This is a genomic window from Thermoplasmata archaeon, assembly GCA_035532555.1.
Taxonomy (GTDB): Archaea; Thermoplasmatota; Thermoplasmata; order Lutacidiplasmatales; family UBA184; genus Lutacidiplasma.
In genome coordinates this window covers 150,569-166,637 of the sequence record DATKQS010000020.1, presented here as the reverse complement: position 1 = coordinate 166,637, position 16,069 = coordinate 150,569, and the positions used below count along the sequence as shown (strand labels likewise).

Below are 16,069 nucleotides of genomic sequence, written 5' to 3'. Positions count from 1 at the left end.
GGAGGAGCTTGCCCGCCCAAGCGAGCGGACACCGGGATAAAGGAGTTGCCCGAGGCAGACCCGCCTGCACGAACGCTTTTAGCGCGGGTCGCGTCCCCGGTCCTGACCGACATGGACTTCGAACTCAGCGACGAGGAGCGGGCGTTCCAGGCGGCGGTCCGCACGTTCGGCGACCGGGTGCTCCGGCCGAACGAGAAGCGGATCGACCAGGAGGGTCGGATCCCGGACGAGGTCCTGCGCGAGATGGCCCACCTCGGGCTGCTCGCGATGCCCGTGTCGACCGACTACGGCGGAATGGGGGCATCGGCGATCCTGACCGAGCTGGCTTCGGAGGAGATTGGCCGCGGCGACTTCTCCATGGCGACCGCCGTGTTCTTCCTGCTCGAGGCCGGCTGGGGGTACATCCTCGGCCAGCACGGAACGGACGCGGCGAAGCGCGAGGTGCTGCCTCCCGTGTGCGCGGGGAAGGCGTTCCTCGGCATCGCCACGACCGAGCCGACGGGGGGGAGCGATCTCCACGCCATGCACACCGAGTCGCGACGGGATGGCACGTCCTTCGTGATTCGCGGCGAGAAGGCGTTCCTCTCGGGCGTGGAAGAGGCGAAGCGGCTCGGCGGGGGCCACCTCACCCTGACGAAGGCCCCCGGGAAGGGATTCAATTTCATCTACGTGCCCACCCGCTCCGAGGGCGCCACGACCCAGAAGTTCGAGAACATGGGCCGGATGGGGATCTCTACCGGCGCGATCACGTACCGCGATGTCCGGGTGCCCGAGGCGTACCTGATCGGCCAGGAGGGCCGCGGATTCGATTACGCGATGGAGGGGTTCTCGGTCGCGAGGACGTTCGTGAGCGCGGCCTGCGTCGGGGCGGCCGAACGAGCTCTCGAGGAGGGAATGAAGTACCTGCGCGAGCGGCAGGTCTTCGGTCAGCCGCTCGGCAAGTTCGAAGGTCCCCAGTTCGAGCTGGTGGACCTCTACACGCAGGTCGAGGCGGTCAAGTGGCAGTGCCGCCGCGCAGCATGGTTGCTCGATCGCTACACGCTCCGGGGGGATTCCTCGCACCGGTCCGAGGTCGATCGCGCGGTGGCGAGCGTGAAGCTTACGGCCCCCCAGATCGCCTTCGAGTGCGTAAAGCGGGTGATGATGTGGTACGGGGCCTCGGGCTACACCAAGGACGTAGGGCTCGAGCTCGGCCTGCGCGGGATCATGTCGTATATGGTCGGAGCCGAGGGAGGGCTCAACATCATGCGGATCATCCTCGGTCGAGAACTCCTCGGCCGCGACTTCCTTCCCTACAAGTGATCCGCCGATGAATCGCCGTGGGAATGCCTCTGCGGCTCCGATCGATGAACGCGCGTTCCACCGATGGGTCGCCGCGCACCTTCCCGCGGGGCGTACCGGCGCGCTCCCGATCGGAGACGATGCCGCGGCGCTGAGGCCGCCGCGAGGGTCGGTCGCCGTACTCACGACCGACGCGCTGATCGAGGGGACCCACTTTGTCGCAGGATCTCCCCCGCGAGCGATCGGTGCCGCTGCCGCCGGGGTGAGCCTGTCCGATGCCGCTTCGAAGGGAGCCCGGCCCGCGGGGATCCTCATCGCGCTCCTCCTTCCGCCGGGGACGCCCCGGCTCTGGGCCGAGTCCGTGCTTCGCGGCGCCGAAGCTGCCGGAGCGCGCTTTGACGCGCACGTGGTGGGGGGAGACACGAAGCCCTCCCCGGTGCGCGCGGTGGTCAGCACCGTAGTGGGATGGGGGAAGGCGGGATCGTTGGCCCCCCGGAGCGGGGCCCGGCCGGGCGACCTCCTCGTCACGACCGGATCGGTCGGCCGCGGGGGCTCGGCCTGGCGCCGGTGGAGGACCCATCGAGGAGCTCGAGGTCGGGGCGATATGCTCGCTCTGCTCGACGTGCGCCCGCGCGTGCGGGAAGGGATCGCGCTCGCCCCGCTGGTCCACGCCATGATCGACACCTCCGATGGCATCGCGGACTCGGCCCACCTCATGGCCCGGGCGAGCAGCGTCCGGCTCGTCCTCGACCCGGACCGCATCCCGTGGGACCGATCGATCGCCGCGTTGCCGCGGGCGGCGCGCGAGGAGACGGGATTCTTCGGGGGGGATTACGAACTGCTGGCGGCGGTGCCGAGCTCGGCCCTGCGCCGGGCGATGCGCGCGGTCGGATCGGCGGGAGGTCGGCTGCGCGTCGTGGGACGAGCGGAGCGCGGAACGGGAGCCTACCTCTCCGCGCCCTCCGGGCTGCGCCCGCTCCCGACCGCCGGCTGGAGCCCGTTCCAACGCACGCCGAGGCGACACCGAGACCGTGCGCCACCTTCGCAAGGCCGTTAGGCTCAAGTACCGTCCCCCGACTCGCCGCGCACCCGTTGAGGGAATGAATATGGCGAGCGACAGCACCACGGTCAACCCGTTCGAGACGGCGAAGCGCCAGGTCGATATCGTGGCCGATCTCCTCCATCTGGAGGGCGGCATTCGCGAGGTGCTCAAGAGCCCCAAGCGCGAGCTCACGGTCAACTTCCCTGTCCGCCTCGACAAGGGTGACTATCGTGTGTTCACCGGCTATCGCGTCCAGTACAGCATGGCCCGGGGCCCGACGAAGGGAGGCATTCGCTATCATCCGCAGGTTACGCTGGACGAGGTCCGCGCGCTCGCCGCGTGGATGACCTGGAAGTGCGCCGTCGTCAACATCCCGTACGGCGGAGCGAAGGGCGGCATCATCTGCGATCCGAAGCACATGAGCAAGGGAGAGCTCGAACGCCTCACCCGCCGCTTCACGACCGAGATCTCTCCGATCATCGGTCCCGAGATCGACATCCCCGCGCCGGACGTGTACACCGACAGTCAAACGATGGCCTGGATTATGGATACGTACTCGATGCAGAAGGGATACTCCGTCCCGGGCGTCGTTACGGGCAAGCCGATCAGCATCGGCGGCAGCGAGGGCCGGGGCGAAGCGACGGGGCGCGGCTGCGCCTACGTCATCCGCGAGGCCGCCCAGACCGTCGGCGTCCGCGTGAAGGGCGGTTCCGTGGCGGTCCAGGGATTCGGCAACGCCGGATCGGTCGCGGTGAACCTCCTGCACGACGAGCAGGGCGCGAAGATCGTCGCCGCTTCCGACACGAAGGGTGGCATCTACAAGCCCGATGGCTTCGATCCACACGCGGTCGAGGCGCACAAGGCGAAGACCGGCTCGGTGGTCGGGTTCCCGGGCGCGAAATCGGTCTCGAACGAGGAGCTCCTCGAGCTTCCGGTCGACATCCTGATCCCGGCGGCGCTGGAGAACCAGATCACCAAGAAGAACGCCGACAAGATCCAGGCGAAGATCGTCGCGGAGGCCGCGAACGGCCCGACGCTTCCCGAGGCCGACGAGATCCTCTTCCAGAAGAAGATTACCGTGCTGCCCGATATCCTCGCGAACGCGGGGGGCGTCACGGTCAGCTACTTCGAGTGGGCGCAGGACCTGCAGGGGTTCTTCTGGACGCTCGACGAGGTCAACCAGCGCCTCGAGCGGGTGATGGTGAAGTCCTACGCGGACACCCGCAAGATCGCCCAGCAGTACTCGATCCACAACCGGACGGCCGCCTACGTGCTCGCGATCCAGCGGGTGGTGGACGCCATCAACATCCGCGGCTTCTACCCGTAGGCCGGAATCGATGGTCGACTTCCCCCGCTGCCGCGTCGCGACCTGGGCCGAGGTCGACCGGTGGGCGGATGAAGTCGCCGCGCAGATCCGGGCCGTCGATCGGATCCCCGACACGATCGTCGGGCTGACCCGGGGCGGCTGGGTTCCCGCGAGGATGCTCGCCGATCGGCTCTCCGTCAAGCGGCTCGTCTCGCTCCGCGCGCAACACTGGGGCGTCACGGCGACCCCCCAGGGGAAGGCCGAGCTCACGGAGGGATTGAGCGGCTCGGTCGCCGGGGGGAACGTGCTGATCGCGGACGACATCACCGACACGGGCGAGAGCCTCGCCCTCGCGCTCGAGGCCGTGCACGCCCAGCGGCCCAAGCGCGCGGAATCGGCGACGTTCCTCCATATCTCGCACGCCCGGCACAAGCCTACCTACTTCGCGGAGGAGATCCCGAAGGAGTCCTGGGTGTGGATCGTCTTCCCGTGGAACTATTGGGAGGACCTCGGCACGCTCGGGACCCGGGCGCGGGAGATCAACCCCAGCCTCGAGGAGATCGGGCAGGTCCTGCGCGAGCGCTGCGGGATCTCGATCCCCGCGGAGCACCTGGAGCACGTCGCCCGCCTGCAGGGCTGGGAATAGCGTCCGGCCCCGCGCCTCACCCGGAGGCCGGTTCGGAAGAGCCGCGGTTCATGACCGATTTGAAGTGCTGCTGGAGGATCCCCGCGGCGATCACGAGGCCGAGGCCCAGGATGACGAAGGCGATCGTCAAGGGCAGGCCCGCCGGGGTGCGCAGGTTCTCCAGGTACTGCACGAGATAGATCACCCCGTAGCTCATGAACCCGATCCCGATGATCGAGGTCGTCGCCACGACGAACGAGCGGGGGAACCGCCCGAGGGAGAGGTAGCGCCGCAGCGCCCGGCCGCACTCCCACACGAGGCCGCCGAGGACCCACCAGATCATCGCGCCTTGGAAGAAGGAGAGCAAGGCGTCGAGCGCCCCGTGGGGATTGGTGGTGTAGGCATTGTACCCCGCGAGGAAGCCGACGCCGACGAGGAGCACCGAGAACAGCCCGAATCCGAAGGCGACCGAGCCCGTACGCACGTCCCGCGACGCCGAGCGCACGGAATCGATGATCGCCTCGTCGATGTCGAACGTCCAGAAGATGAGATAGACCCCAAGGAGGATCGCGATCCCGACCACTCCCCAGACCAGCACGCCACCGGCCGCGGCGATCCCGAGGACGAGGAGGACCAGCGCGACGGGGAGGATGGTCTTCGCGCGCAGCTTCGGGTCCTTCATCGCCCGTACGATCGTGTAGTACGTCGACTCGATGCTCGCGTTCTGGCGGATGTAGACCTTGTGCACGCCGTCGATGCGCAGGCGCGAGGCTAGGATCGGGAAGAGGTGCTCGTCCTCGGCTCCGTCACTGACGAGGTGGGCGGAGGTGGCGTGCACGCGTTCGAGGACGTGATCGAACTGTTCGGCGACCCGAGTGTCGGACAGGAGGCCGACCTTGGGGGACCCGGTCAGTACGCAGATCTCTCCCTCTTCCCCCAGTTTCGCGATCTCGTCGAGGATGCGGACCGCCGCGAACATCGCGTTTGTGTCGCTGTCCTCGGGGTCCGCGATCCCAAGTCGCGTCGCGGCGTCGATGACGGCGGCGCGTCCGACGATCGGTCCGGCGACGCCGGCCTTGCGGCCGAGGTCGTCATCGCGATCGATGCACACGACCAAGCGCATGGCGCTCGTAGAAGGGTGCCCCGGAGCTTAACCGTCTAGGTGCTCCGGGCGCTCCCTCCGCAACCCCCGGCGCTCTAGGGGGAAGAGGGAGGAGGCCCAGCGGCGGCGTTCATGCGGTCGAATCGCATCGCCCGGTGCGCGGCGTGCCGCAGCTGCATCGACAGCCGGGCGTACGCGCTCCAGCCGATCAGGAAGAAGATCGCCATGAAGACGGCATAGAGCGCGTTGCCCGAGCTCGCGATGTACCCATAGCCGGACAGGGCCGAGAGCAGGACGAACAGGAACCCACCGACCGCCCCGAACGTGAGGCGGCGGCGGTGGAGACGTCCGACCATGGCGACGAGGGCGATCCCGAGGAGCACGAGCAGGACTGCGAGAACGGCGTGCACCGAGAGCCACCCGTACGAGCCCGCGCCCGGTCCGAAGAGCGTGGAGACGGAGGAGGGGATGCTCGGGCCCCAGACCGACACGCCGACGCCGATGACGAACTCGGCGAACAGCCCGGTGAGCAGGAGCATGACGAACAGGCGGGGAAGGACCGTCGCGTGCGGGTCGATCGGCGGCCCTCGTCCTCTGGGGCCCCCTGTCCACGGCTCCTCGCGTCCCCCGCTTCCCCACATCGCCGGTCCACTCGCACGACGGAGCCGGGCGGGGGTCTTGAGTCCAACGGGTTCCGGGCAAGCTTCGCCGAGTCGGGAGGAGCGCGTGTCGGGTCATGGTTATAATCCAGGGGCCCCCCTCATCGAAGCGCCCATGGGCGAGCTTCCGGACAAGCGCACCGCGTTCATCGAATGGTACCTCGAGGTCATCGAGGCGGCCCAGCTCACGGACAAGCGCTACCCGGTCAAGGGGATGAACGTCTGGACCCCGTACGGGTTCCGTGCCCGACGATGCCTCGATGCGGTGCTCATCCGCGAGATCGAAGCGACGGGATCGGACGCGGTCGAGTTCCCGGCGCTGATCCCCTCGACGGAGTTCGCCAAGGAAGCCGAGCACATCCAGGGGTTCAACGCCCAGGTCTACTGGGTGACCAAGGGGGGACTCGCCGAACTGGACGTACCTCTGGTGCTCCGCCCGACCAGCGAGACCGCGATGTACCCGATCTTCTCGCTCTGGGTGCGATCGCACCGGGACCTTCCGCTCAATGTCTACCAGATCGTGAACACCTTCCGCTACGAGACGAAGACGACGCGGCCGTTCATGCGCGTTCGCGAGATCCATTTCTTCGAGGAGCACACCTGCCAAGCGGACGAGGACACTGCGACGGCGCGGGTCGCCTCCAATCTCGGCGCCTTCGCGAAGATGGCTGAGGCCTTCGATCTGCCGTACATTCCCGTTCGCCGCCCGGAGTGGGACAAGTTCGCCGGAGCGTTCTACTCGATCGCCCTCGACATCCCGCTCGGGGAAGGGCGGACGCTCCAGATCGGCAGTATCCACCACTACCGGGAGAACTTCTCCCGACCGTACGGGATCCAGTACGAGGCGAGCGATGGGAGCTCCCACTTCGCCCACCAAACGACCTTCGGACTTTCGGAGCGGCTTCTCGGAGCCATCGTGGCCGTCCACGGGGATGCCAAGGGGGTCGTCTTCCCGTCCGCGATCGCTCCCCACCAGATCGTCATTGTCCCGATCCCGGCCGCCGCGGGCACCGCGGACCCGATCGCGATGGCGCAGGGGATCGCGACCCGACTGCGACAGGGCGGACGGCGGGTCCATGTCGATGCCACCGACGCGCGACCCGGAGCGAAGTACTACTTCTGGGAGCTCCGCGGCGCCCCGCTTCGCCTGGAGATCGGTCGCCGCGAGGCGGAACAGGGAACGGTATCGGCCACCGACCGACTCGGCCGCAAATCGACCTTCCCGCTGGAGCACGTCGAGGCGGAGGTCGATCGGCGCCTCGCCGACTTCGATCGTGCGCTGACGGAGCAGGCTACGGAGCGCTTCCGGGCATCCTTTGCGTACGCCGATACCCTCGCGGAACTCGCGGGATCTACCCAGATCCGGGTGGTCCGCTGGTGCGGTGGGGAGCCCTGCGGTCGCAAGATCGAAGAGGCGATCGATGGGTCGGTGCTCGGGACCCCCGAAGGCCCTCTCCCTCTGGAACCTCGCGCTCCCGGTCCGTGCATCGCGTGCGCTTCCACCGAGAGTGGCGTCTGGGCGCTGGCGTCTCGGCCTCTGTAGTTCGATGGGCCGGCAACGGGAACGTTCGATCCGTTACGCGTCGACCGTTCGCCCGGCGTACACGAGAATATCGGCCTGTCCCCGAACGATATCGGAGCGGCGAAGCCCCGAGAGATCGACCAGCTCCAGGCGCGACCACGGGGCCGGAGGCGCGTCCGAGGTCCGCGGCCACTCGCCGGAGAAGATGAACCCCAGGTCCCAGTGCATTTCGCCGGGCGCTGCGTCCGATCGGGGAGAAGCGTCCGAGACCACGATCGGAGCGCCGAGGCGGAGGCCGGGACGCGCGAGCTGCTCGCTCGCGATCCGGCGCGCCGCGTTGTGCGGCGATTCGTAGAGCAAGAGGTGCGAGGAGGGGAGCATCCATCCGGCTTGGACGGACGCCGCGCGGTCCGTATCCAGGGCTCCGAGCTGCTCCCAGTTCGCACGCGGATCGATTCGTCCGAGGAGGACCGTGCCGGGCGCGCCCGGAGGCGAGAGCACGAGGAAGGCGGAGAGGCACATTCCCTCGGCCGGTACCACCGATACGCCCCGCGCACCGGGCGGGACCTCGCGTCGCAGCCGGCAGAACAATCGCGGAGGAGCCATGCCGGACCCACGCGCCTCAGGGGAAATGGCTTGCGCGAGCGGCGAACCTGCGTTCGAGAGGCGGGCGTCTAGTTCGGTGGGGGAGGCAGCGCCGGGGGCGGCGGGTTGGGCATTACGAGCCACATCCCGGCAAGGCCGAAGGCCGCGAGCGTCGCGACTACGGCATAGACGCCGTTGTCGATCCAGACCCCGAAGGAGAGCCCCCACCAGACATAGAATACCGCCGCGAGGATGAGCAGGGCGGCGAAGCCCCAGAAGGCGAGCTGCCGGGTGAGCGAGAGGTCGGAGACGGACCGCCCCTGGGTCAGCGGCTCCTCGTCGGCTATCGAACCGGCCATCGCTCCTCCGAGCCGGACCGCTTTAATTAACGCTTACGACACCCCAGAAGGAGCTCGAGATGCCCGGCGCGCTCTCCCGGACGGGCGCCCGGGACACCGTTAAGCCGATACGACGGTCCTTGAGGGCATGGCGGCGGCCGAAGCGACCGGGCGCCGAGCCGAGGACGGCTCGCCGTACCCGGACCGCGAACAACCGTCGTTCCAGCGTGACATCCAGCGGATGTTCACCCACATCGCCGAGGGGTACGATGGGTTCGATCACATCGCCTCGGTGGGCAACGACTTCATCTGGCGTCCCCGAGCCCTCTGGGACCTCGATCGCTTCCGGGCCCCCGGGCCCGTCCGCCGGGTCCTCGACCTGGGATGCGGGACCGGGGATCTCGCCGTGCTCGTGGCGCGGCACTTTCCCCGATCCGAGGTCGTGGGGCTCGATTTCACGCGCGCGATGCTGGAGAAGGCGACCGTCCGGCACGGCGCGGCTCGGGAGCTTCCGCGCCTCGACTTTGGGCAAGGGACCGGTCTGCGGCTCCCGTTCGCGGACGCGGCGTTCGATCTGGTGACGAACGCCTTCGTGATGCGGAACTTCGCGGACCTGGAGCTTGCGCTCCGTGAGGCGCGTCGGGTCCTGCGGCCGGGAGGCGTCTTCCTCACGCTCGAGATCACCGAGCCGACCTCGCCGACCTTCCGGCGGATCTTCCACGCCTACTTCGATCGGTTCGTGCCGTGGCTCGGGGCCGCGGTGGGGAGCGCCGGGCCGTACCGCTACCTGCCGGAGTCGTTGCGATCGCTTCCGCCCCGCACGCAGCTCGTCGAGGCGATGTACCGGGCCGGGTTCTCCCGGGTCGAGACCCGGCCCCAGTCGCTCGGAATCGTCACGACGTTCCTCGCCGAAGCCGGACCGTCAAACGGGGCCGGGAGCCAAAGCCGTTAAGTCCGCTCCCGCCCCGGGCGGATGCGACAATGCCCGAGGCTCCGTTCGATGCGTTCCGCTACGCTCACGAGCGCTACCACGAGATCGCGTGGATGTGCCAGAACACCAACCACCTCGTCCCCCGCGAAGCCATCGAACCCTCCCTGATCGAGGCGGTGAAGGACCGCCGGTACCCGATGTATCCCCTCGCTTCGGGCGACCCGGAGCTCATCGAGCTCCTCCGCCACGGCCTCGGGACTCCTACGGAGTTCCCCCCGTTCCTCACGGGAGGCGGGACCGAAGCGCTGTACATGCTGACTCGCGCCCTGCTCGGACCCGGGGACGAAATGCTCGCCTCCGATCCGAGCTACTTCATCATCCACCGCTTTGCCGAACTGACCGGAGCGAAGGTCCGGAACCTGCCGATCTATCGGCCGCCGTACCGGCTCACGAGCGAGCGGATCCAGGAGTCGATCGGTCCGAAGACGAAGATGATCCTGCTGATCGATCCGCTGAACCCGCTCGGATCCGGCTACCCTCGGGAGGAGGTCCGCGCGATCGCCGAGATCGTTCACGACCGGCACTTGATCCTGCTCAACGATGTGACCTACCGCGACTTCTCCGAGCACCATACGCTGGCGACCGAGTTTGCTCCCCAGGACACGATCGTCGTCTGGTCCGTGTCGAAGAACTGTGGGCTCGCCGGATTGCGCATCGGCGGGTTCGTAGCGAACCCCGAGCTCGAGAAGCAGATCGTCCGGTTCAACACGAACGATCTCGGCCTGAACGTACTCGCCCAGGTGGCGGCGAAGGCCGCGATGAAGTCCCGACCGCAGTGGATCGCCGAGGTGCGTCGCCAGACGCACGCGAACGGCGAACGGGTCCGCGATGCGGTCCTCCAGGTCCCCGGGGCGACCCTGCCCGTGTTCCCAAGCCTTGCGAACATGTTCGTGGTCGACATCCACGAGACAGGGGTGTCGCCGGAGCGTCTGCAGAAGGAGCTGCTCCTGCGCCACGGCGTCTTCGTACGGGCGGGCAACTATCTCTCGCACGAGTTCGGGGCGCGTTTCGTGCGCGTCTCCTTCTCCAACCCCACGTCCGATATCGACCGGTTCGTCGAGGCGTTCCCCCAGGCCGTCGCCGCGCTTCGACCGGCGGGCCCGCGCGCCGCGGACTAGTCTCGCGGGCGCGCGCGCACGTCGACCACCACGTGGTTCCGTCCCGGTCCGTACGGCTTGACGACCCGGGCCTCGGGCGCCGCAAGGATCGAGGCTCCGCAGGACTCGATCGTTGTTCGGACGAGCTCCGAGGACGCATCGGTTCCGCCCCGTACGTCCGCGACCCGGTGGACATGCAACCAGACCCCCGAGCGCCGGCCCAGCTCGAGCGCGCGCGGGATCCAAGCCGTGGCGCTCGGAAGGTAGCCGAGGAAGATCCGATCCGCCTCCCCGAGCGGGATCGTGAGCTCGCGGTTGTCGCCCAGCAGGGGGCGCACGCGCTCCGCGACTCCGTTGAGCTCGGCATTCTGCTGGAGGTAGCCGTGGGCCACGGGATTCTTCTCTGCCGCATAGACCACGGACGCATCGCCTCGGAGTGCGGCCGGAAGCGCAAAGTACCCGATCCCAGCGAACAGATCGACGACCGTCTCCCCCGGCCGGGTCAACCGACCGGCGCGCTGACGCTCGGCCCGGTTCCCGGTCGCGAACAGGATCCGCGCGGCATCGAAGCGGTAGCGGATCCCGTGCTCGATGACCTCGGTGTCCGTCTCGGTGCCGGCGATGACCTCGATCCGCGGATGACGAAGCTCGCCTTCGACCGGTCCGACCTGCGTCAGGACGGTCGCCACTCCGAGCTCCTGCCGCCAGGCCTCTCCGATCTGCGGGAACTCCGGCCGCAACTCCCCCGGGAGCCGAAGCAAGAGCACCCGGCCCATCCGGTGGTAGCCGAGGGGAAGACGGGCCGCGGTCTCGGCCCCCGCCGAGGCGGCCACGCGACGGCGAACACGTTCGGCCGGGGGCGTCGCGGGGCCCCGGCTCGTTCCAACCCCCACGGCACCGCCGTCCGACATGGACGCGAACGGCTACGGCGCGGGAGTGCCGCCCGGGTCGCGGTCGAGCACGACCTCGAGGAATTGCTGGAGGTGCGCGGTGAGGATCGGGTTGTCCGTGAACCCGCAGGCATCCAGCCCCGGAGCGGCGAGGAGGGCGTGCTGACCGTCCGCGAGGACCTCGGTCGCCAGGAGGTTGTCGCGCGTCACGTACTGGATCCCCTCCGGGACGCGCTGCAAGGGAGCGGTGACGAATGTCACCTGTACGCCTCGCTTGACCGCGTGCAGGATCTTCTTCCCGAGCTCATCGCGCAGGTCGGAGATCTGCGGGGTCGTGAGGATGAACGTCGCGGAGGATTGGTCCAGGAGCTCGGCGATCTTCCCGAGGACCTTATCGCGGCCGCTGAGCAGATAGACGAGCTGGGGCTCGCCGTGCTCGGCGACCGCACGGTGCAGCTCCGCGAGCTGCTCGAAGACTTCCTGGATCGCGCCCTTCAGCGTCTCGGCCACGTCCTGCGGCGGGGTGGGCCGGAAGAGGATCGGCTTGCCTCCCGTGGGTTTGGCGTAGCCCTTCTCCGTGAGCGATTCGAGGACCTTGTAGGCGGAGGTGCGGGGGATCCCCGAGGCTTGCGCGATGGTCGCCGCGTCTCCGAGGCCTCTCGCCACGAGCGCCACGTACGCCCGGGCCTCGTACTGGGTTAGCCCGACCTTTCCGAGGATCTCGACCGCGTGTCGGAACTCCTCCGATGCGGGGTTCCCGAGCGAGACCGGGACCCGTTCGAGCGTCGTCATGATCCCCGATGCCGAGGAGACCGACGCCACTTAACGATGCGCGTTCGGGGCCTACGGCACCGGTTCGGTGAGCTTCAGGAGCGCGGCTGCGCCCAGGAGTTCCTCGATCTCGGCCGCGGTGAGGAGTCGGCGCTCGAGCAGGAGCTCCTTGACCGACTTTCCCGTGGATTGGGACTCGTGCACGAGCTCGGCGACCTTCAGGTAGCCGAGCTTCGGCGTGAGGACGGTCGCGATCGCGCCGGACTCGAGCAGGTAGGCCTCGAGCTGGGGTCCGTTCGCGATCAGCCCGTCGATGCACGTACGCGCGAAGACGGGCAGGTAGTTCGTGAGGATCTCGGCGGAGAAGAGGACCTCGAACGCCGCGAGCGGCATCATCACGTTGATCTCGAGCTGGCCGGCCTGTACGGCGAGCGCGGTCGCGACGTCCGCGCCGACCACGTGGAACGCGACCATGTTCAGGCACTCGGCGGCCGAAGGGTTGACCTTCCCCGGCATGATCGACGACCCGGGCTGGATCTCGGGGACCCGTATCTCGTCGAGCCCCGTGTACGGTCCGCTCGCCATGAGCCGGAGGTCGTTCGCGATCCGGATCAGCTCGAGCGCGAGCGTGCGCAGCCAGGCGGACGCGAGCCCGAGCGCGTAGCGGCTCTGCATCGTCTCGAACGCGTCGCGTCCGGGAACGAGCGTGAGCCCCGTGAGCGACGCGTATTCCGCCACGGCCCTGGAGCGGAACCCGGCGACCGAGTTGACCCCCGTGCCGACCGCACTCCCCCCGAGCGGGATCTCGCTGAGCGCCCGCTCCACCGTGGGGAGCGCCTCGAGCACGCGCTCGAGCGCCATGGCGTAGGCCCGGAACTCGGCCCCGAGGGTCACGGGCATCGCGTCCTTCAAGTGGGTGCGGCCGGCCTTCGCGAACGCGCGAAACTCCTGCGCCTTGCGCTCGAGGCTCACCGCGAGGGAGACCACGGCCGGTCGGAGCTCGCGCAGGGCGAGGAGGACCGCGACCTGGGCCGCCGAGGGGAAGGTATCGTTCGTCGACTGTCCGCGATTGACGTGATCGTTCGGGCTGACGTCCCGGTAATCTCCCCGAGCCAGTCCTAGGATCTCGAGGGCCCGGTTCGTCAGGACCTCGTTGACGTTCATGTGGAAGGAGACGCCGGCGCCCGCCTGGAACACGTCGATCGGGAACTCGTGATCGAATCGCCCTTCCGCCATCTCTTGGGCCGCCTGTGCGAGCGCCTTGCCGCGCCGCTCGTCCAGTCCCTTCAATTCGACGTTGGCGTGGACGGCGGCGAGCTTGAGCAACGCGTAGGCCCGGACGAGGTGGGGGCTCGCGCGCAACCCGCTGACGGGGTAGTTCTCCCGACCTCGCAGGGTCTGGATCCCCCAGTACACGTCCGCTGGGACCTCGCGCTCCCCGAGGGAGTCCTTCTCGGTGCGTTGGGCGACCATCGATTGAATCCACGTCCCCGGGCGGAATAACCCTTTACGTTCCTCGCCGCTCGTGGGGCACGCCCCGGCGCCGAGGCTCCGAGGGCGGGCGAGACCTACACCGTGCTCGATCCGCTGCAACTGGGGTTCGATGTCACGGGCACGATCCTCGCCTTCGCTCTCACCCCGCTCCTATGGTTGTTCCTGGCGCTCTTCGCCTGGGAGCGGGGGCCCCTCGCCGAGAGCGTGGGCTTTGGGAAGCTGACCTTCTGGCTGCTGGTACCCGCTAGCCTCCTCGCCTACGTCGCAGAACTGACGTTCACCCGGATCGGCCCGGACCTGTTGGCGATCAATCTCGGTGGGGGACTCTTTCCCCTCCTGGTCTCGTGCGCCCTCTTCACGCGCATCGCTTCCCCGCTGCGTCGTTCGCTCGCGTTCTTCGGCGTCTGGTTCAGCGTGGAGAGCGCGCTCGCTCTCGCTACTGTCGTGTACCTCTCGAACGCGGCGACCCAAGACATCGCCGTCACCGCGATCGCCGTCGCCTTCTCCCTCGCGGCGTTCGTCCTCGCGCCCCGGCTTCTCGGCGACGCCCCGTCGTCCGCAGGACGGCGGGTGGCCGGCCTCGTGGCGTTGACCTCGGGAGTGACCGTGCTGACCTTCCTCGCCTCGTACACGGTGCCGGGCGCCGGCATCGAAGAACAGTTCCCGATCTATGTGATCACCCCCGTGCTCGCGGGGTTCGTCGCGGTCCTGATCGCACGGCCGCTGTTCGCAGGACGCGAAGCGCTCGCGCTGCCCATGGCCTACTCCGCCACGACGTTCGGCGTGCTTGTCGGGGCCGACGTGCTCCGTCAACCCCCTCTCTACGGACCGGGACCGATGAACCTCTACGTCATCGGAGGCGCGGACATTCTCGATCTCCTGTACCTATCCGGACTCCTCGCGCTCGCCGCGGCCTACGCCGCCCACCACCTCCTCGAACGAGGCTGGACTCCCGTCCCCGACGACGCGGGCTCGATCCCACCGGCCTCTCCCACCCATCGCTTGGCCCGCTCGCTGCAGGAACAGTACGACGGCCGGCCGGCCGATTCGATCCGGGCCGCGAGCGTCGCCGCTCACGACGCCGCTGCGCAGGCCCATCGCGTCCTCGAACTTCCCGGGGCCCCCGATCCGGCCCACCCGTGGAGCGGGCTCGGGGCCCCGGGATGGGTGGTTGCCGACCAGGCGAACCTGGATGCGCTGGCCGCAACGGCTCCGGCCGATCCGCCCGAAGCCATGCGCGCATGGTTGGCGGCGCGGATGCTCGTCGGGGTCGGGCGATCGCTGTGGACCCCGCGCCTCGCGTCGCTCCGTGCGCGCATCGCGGCCTACGCCATCGATCTGGCCCTCGTCACCGTCCCGGCGGTGGCCGTGTGGTGGTTCCTCGCGGCCAGCATCGGCGGCTCGCTCGTGGATGTGCTCTCGGCGGTCTCGTTCGTCACGGCGGCCTATGGCTACATCGCCGTCGCGTTCCTCTACGACGTGATCTCGGAAACCGCGTTCGGCGCGACCCTCGGGAAATGGATGCTCGGGCTCGAGGTGCGCGACCGGAACTTCCGGCGGCCGGGCTGGCTCGCCGCGTTCGTGCGCGCCGCCCCGCGCCTCGCCACCTACAGCGCGATCGGGCTCGGGCTCTCCGCGGCGGTCGCGATCCTCGCCCACGGAGGCGTGGGCGCGGCGAACGCGGTCGTCTTCGGGAACCTCACCAATCTCATCGCGTTCCTGTACTTCCTCGGGATCGCTCTCACCGCGACGGTCCTGTTCGGCGCGTTCGCGATCCTGGTGATGGTGCTGAGCTCCGAGCGGCAACGGATCGGCGATCGCTGGGCGGGAACCTGGGTGGTCCGCGCCGCGCGTCCTACTTCGACGGCACCGGTGGCGCCGGCTCCGATGCCGTCCGTGCCACCGAGATCGTGATCGAGGAGACGTTCGCGTCCCGGCCGTCGCGGTTCGTCAGGCGTTCGGTATCGATCGAGATCGGGCCGATCGTCACTTGGCCTTGCAGGAGGCGGCGCCGGACGACCTCGACCACGTCGACGGCTTTCCCGATCGCGTTCCCGCGGGCCTTCACGATCACCGGTCCGGCACCGGAGTGAAGCTGCGCGACGAGCTGGAAGACGTACGTCATCGTCGGCTTCTGGCCGATGAAGACGATCGGGTGACCCGTGGTCGTCTCCCGAAAGGCGATCTCGGGACGGTCGTCACCCCCGCGAGGAGTCATGGTCGGCCCCACGGCCTTTCGATTATAGACGTTTCTCTTCGTAGGCGGGGCCCGCACGATCGTTGGGCGCCGTACGAGCGCAGCGCGTTTCCGTTCGGGCCCTCGCCTTCGAAAGCGTTATCCTCGGCGCATCGGTCGCGCGACCGGC

Annotated in this window: 16 protein-coding genes; 8 read left to right on the top strand and 8 right to left on the bottom strand. The window is 68.7% G+C overall.

The annotated features are described in order from the left end of the window. The first annotated feature begins 111 nt into the window (after nucleotides 1-111). From VMV28_05960 to VMV28_05945, 4 genes are read left to right on the top strand one after another with little or no spacing between them, the layout of a single operon-like run. Entirely contained in the window at nucleotides 112-1,302 is a 1,191-nt protein-coding gene (locus tag VMV28_05960) for an acyl-CoA dehydrogenase family protein (GenBank protein ID HUZ80143.1), read from the top strand. Between the two features lie 7 nt (nucleotides 1,303-1,309). After that, a complete protein-coding gene (thiL, locus tag VMV28_05955; GenBank protein ID HUZ80142.1) occupies nucleotides 1,310-2,338 on the top strand; it encodes a thiamine-phosphate kinase in 1,029 nt (342 codons plus the stop codon). Nucleotides 2,339-2,387: 49 nt separating this feature from the next. Then, nucleotides 2,388-3,650 carry a Glu/Leu/Phe/Val dehydrogenase gene (locus tag VMV28_05950; GenBank protein HUZ80141.1) on the top strand — a complete coding sequence of 421 codons (1,263 nt, stop codon included), beginning with the start codon at nucleotides 2,388-2,390 and terminating at the stop codon, nucleotides 3,648-3,650. Nucleotides 3,651-3,660: 10 nt separating this feature from the next. After that, nucleotides 3,661-4,275, top strand: a complete 615-nt coding sequence (locus tag VMV28_05945) for a phosphoribosyltransferase (protein HUZ80140.1) — start codon at nucleotides 3,661-3,663, stop codon at nucleotides 4,273-4,275. A 16-nt stretch (nucleotides 4,276-4,291) separates the two neighbouring features. Here VMV28_05945 and VMV28_05940 read toward each other — a convergent pair whose 3' ends face one another. Then, nucleotides 4,292-5,377, bottom strand: coding sequence for a DUF373 family protein (locus tag VMV28_05940; GenBank protein HUZ80139.1), 1,086 nt, complete (start codon nucleotides 5,375-5,377; stop codon nucleotides 4,292-4,294). A gap of 74 nt (nucleotides 5,378-5,451) precedes the next feature. Further along, nucleotides 5,452-5,997, bottom strand: a complete 546-nt coding sequence (locus VMV28_05935) for a hypothetical protein (protein HUZ80138.1) — start codon at nucleotides 5,995-5,997, stop codon at nucleotides 5,452-5,454. A 133-nt stretch (nucleotides 5,998-6,130) separates the two neighbouring features. Here VMV28_05935 and proS point away from each other — a divergent pair, with 133 nt between their 5' ends. Next, entirely contained in the window at nucleotides 6,131-7,558 is a 1,428-nt protein-coding gene (gene proS, locus VMV28_05930) for a proline--tRNA ligase (protein HUZ80137.1), read from the top strand. A 33-nt stretch (nucleotides 7,559-7,591) separates the two neighbouring features. Here the strand turns inward: proS and VMV28_05925 are convergent, their stop codons facing one another. Both VMV28_05925 and VMV28_05920 read right to left on the bottom strand, forming a co-directional pair. Continuing rightward, nucleotides 7,592-8,143 carry a hypothetical protein gene (locus VMV28_05925; GenBank protein ID HUZ80136.1) on the bottom strand — a complete coding sequence of 184 codons (552 nt, stop codon included), beginning with the start codon at nucleotides 8,141-8,143 and terminating at the stop codon, nucleotides 7,592-7,594. Between the two features lie 68 nt (nucleotides 8,144-8,211). Continuing rightward, on the bottom strand, nucleotides 8,212-8,481 hold the full coding sequence (locus tag VMV28_05920) for a hypothetical protein (GenBank protein ID HUZ80135.1): 270 nt from the start codon (nucleotides 8,479-8,481) through the stop codon (nucleotides 8,212-8,214). A gap of 127 nt (nucleotides 8,482-8,608) precedes the next feature. Here VMV28_05920 and VMV28_05915 point away from each other — a divergent pair, with 127 nt between their 5' ends. Beyond that, the gene (locus VMV28_05915; GenBank protein ID HUZ80134.1) at nucleotides 8,609-9,412 is read left to right on the top strand and encodes a ubiquinone/menaquinone biosynthesis methyltransferase; all 804 of its coding nucleotides are present in this window, start codon (nucleotides 8,609-8,611) and stop codon (nucleotides 9,410-9,412) included. Between the two features lie 29 nt (nucleotides 9,413-9,441). After that, nucleotides 9,442-10,569 carry a pyridoxal phosphate-dependent aminotransferase gene (locus VMV28_05910; protein HUZ80133.1) on the top strand — a complete coding sequence of 376 codons (1,128 nt, stop codon included), beginning with the start codon at nucleotides 9,442-9,444 and terminating at the stop codon, nucleotides 10,567-10,569. Here the strand turns inward: VMV28_05910 and VMV28_05905 are convergent. The 3 genes from VMV28_05905 to VMV28_05895 form a co-directional block, all read right to left on the bottom strand. Next, complete coding sequence (locus tag VMV28_05905) at nucleotides 10,566-11,381, bottom strand: class I SAM-dependent methyltransferase family protein (GenBank protein ID HUZ80132.1); 816 nt, start codon at nucleotides 11,379-11,381, stop codon at nucleotides 10,566-10,568. The genes VMV28_05910 and VMV28_05905 overlap by 4 nt on opposite strands. A gap of 90 nt (nucleotides 11,382-11,471) precedes the next feature. Next, a complete protein-coding gene (locus VMV28_05900) occupies nucleotides 11,472-12,230 on the bottom strand; it encodes a helix-turn-helix domain-containing protein (GenBank protein ID HUZ80131.1) in 759 nt (252 codons plus the stop codon). A gap of 51 nt (nucleotides 12,231-12,281) precedes the next feature. Beyond that, complete coding sequence (locus tag VMV28_05895; GenBank protein HUZ80130.1) at nucleotides 12,282-13,682, bottom strand: aspartate ammonia-lyase; 1,401 nt, start codon at nucleotides 13,680-13,682, stop codon at nucleotides 12,282-12,284. Nucleotides 13,683-13,784: 102 nt separating this feature from the next. Here VMV28_05895 and VMV28_05890 point away from each other — a divergent pair, with 102 nt between their 5' ends. After that, nucleotides 13,785-15,617, top strand: coding sequence for an RDD family protein (locus VMV28_05890; protein ID HUZ80129.1), 1,833 nt, complete (start codon nucleotides 13,785-13,787; stop codon nucleotides 15,615-15,617). Here VMV28_05890 and albA read toward each other — a convergent pair. Next, nucleotides 15,559-15,921, bottom strand: a complete 363-nt coding sequence (gene albA / locus VMV28_05885; GenBank protein HUZ80128.1) for a DNA-binding protein Alba — start codon at nucleotides 15,919-15,921, stop codon at nucleotides 15,559-15,561. The genes VMV28_05890 and albA overlap by 59 nt on opposite strands. Nucleotides 15,922-16,069 lie beyond the last annotated feature (148 nt).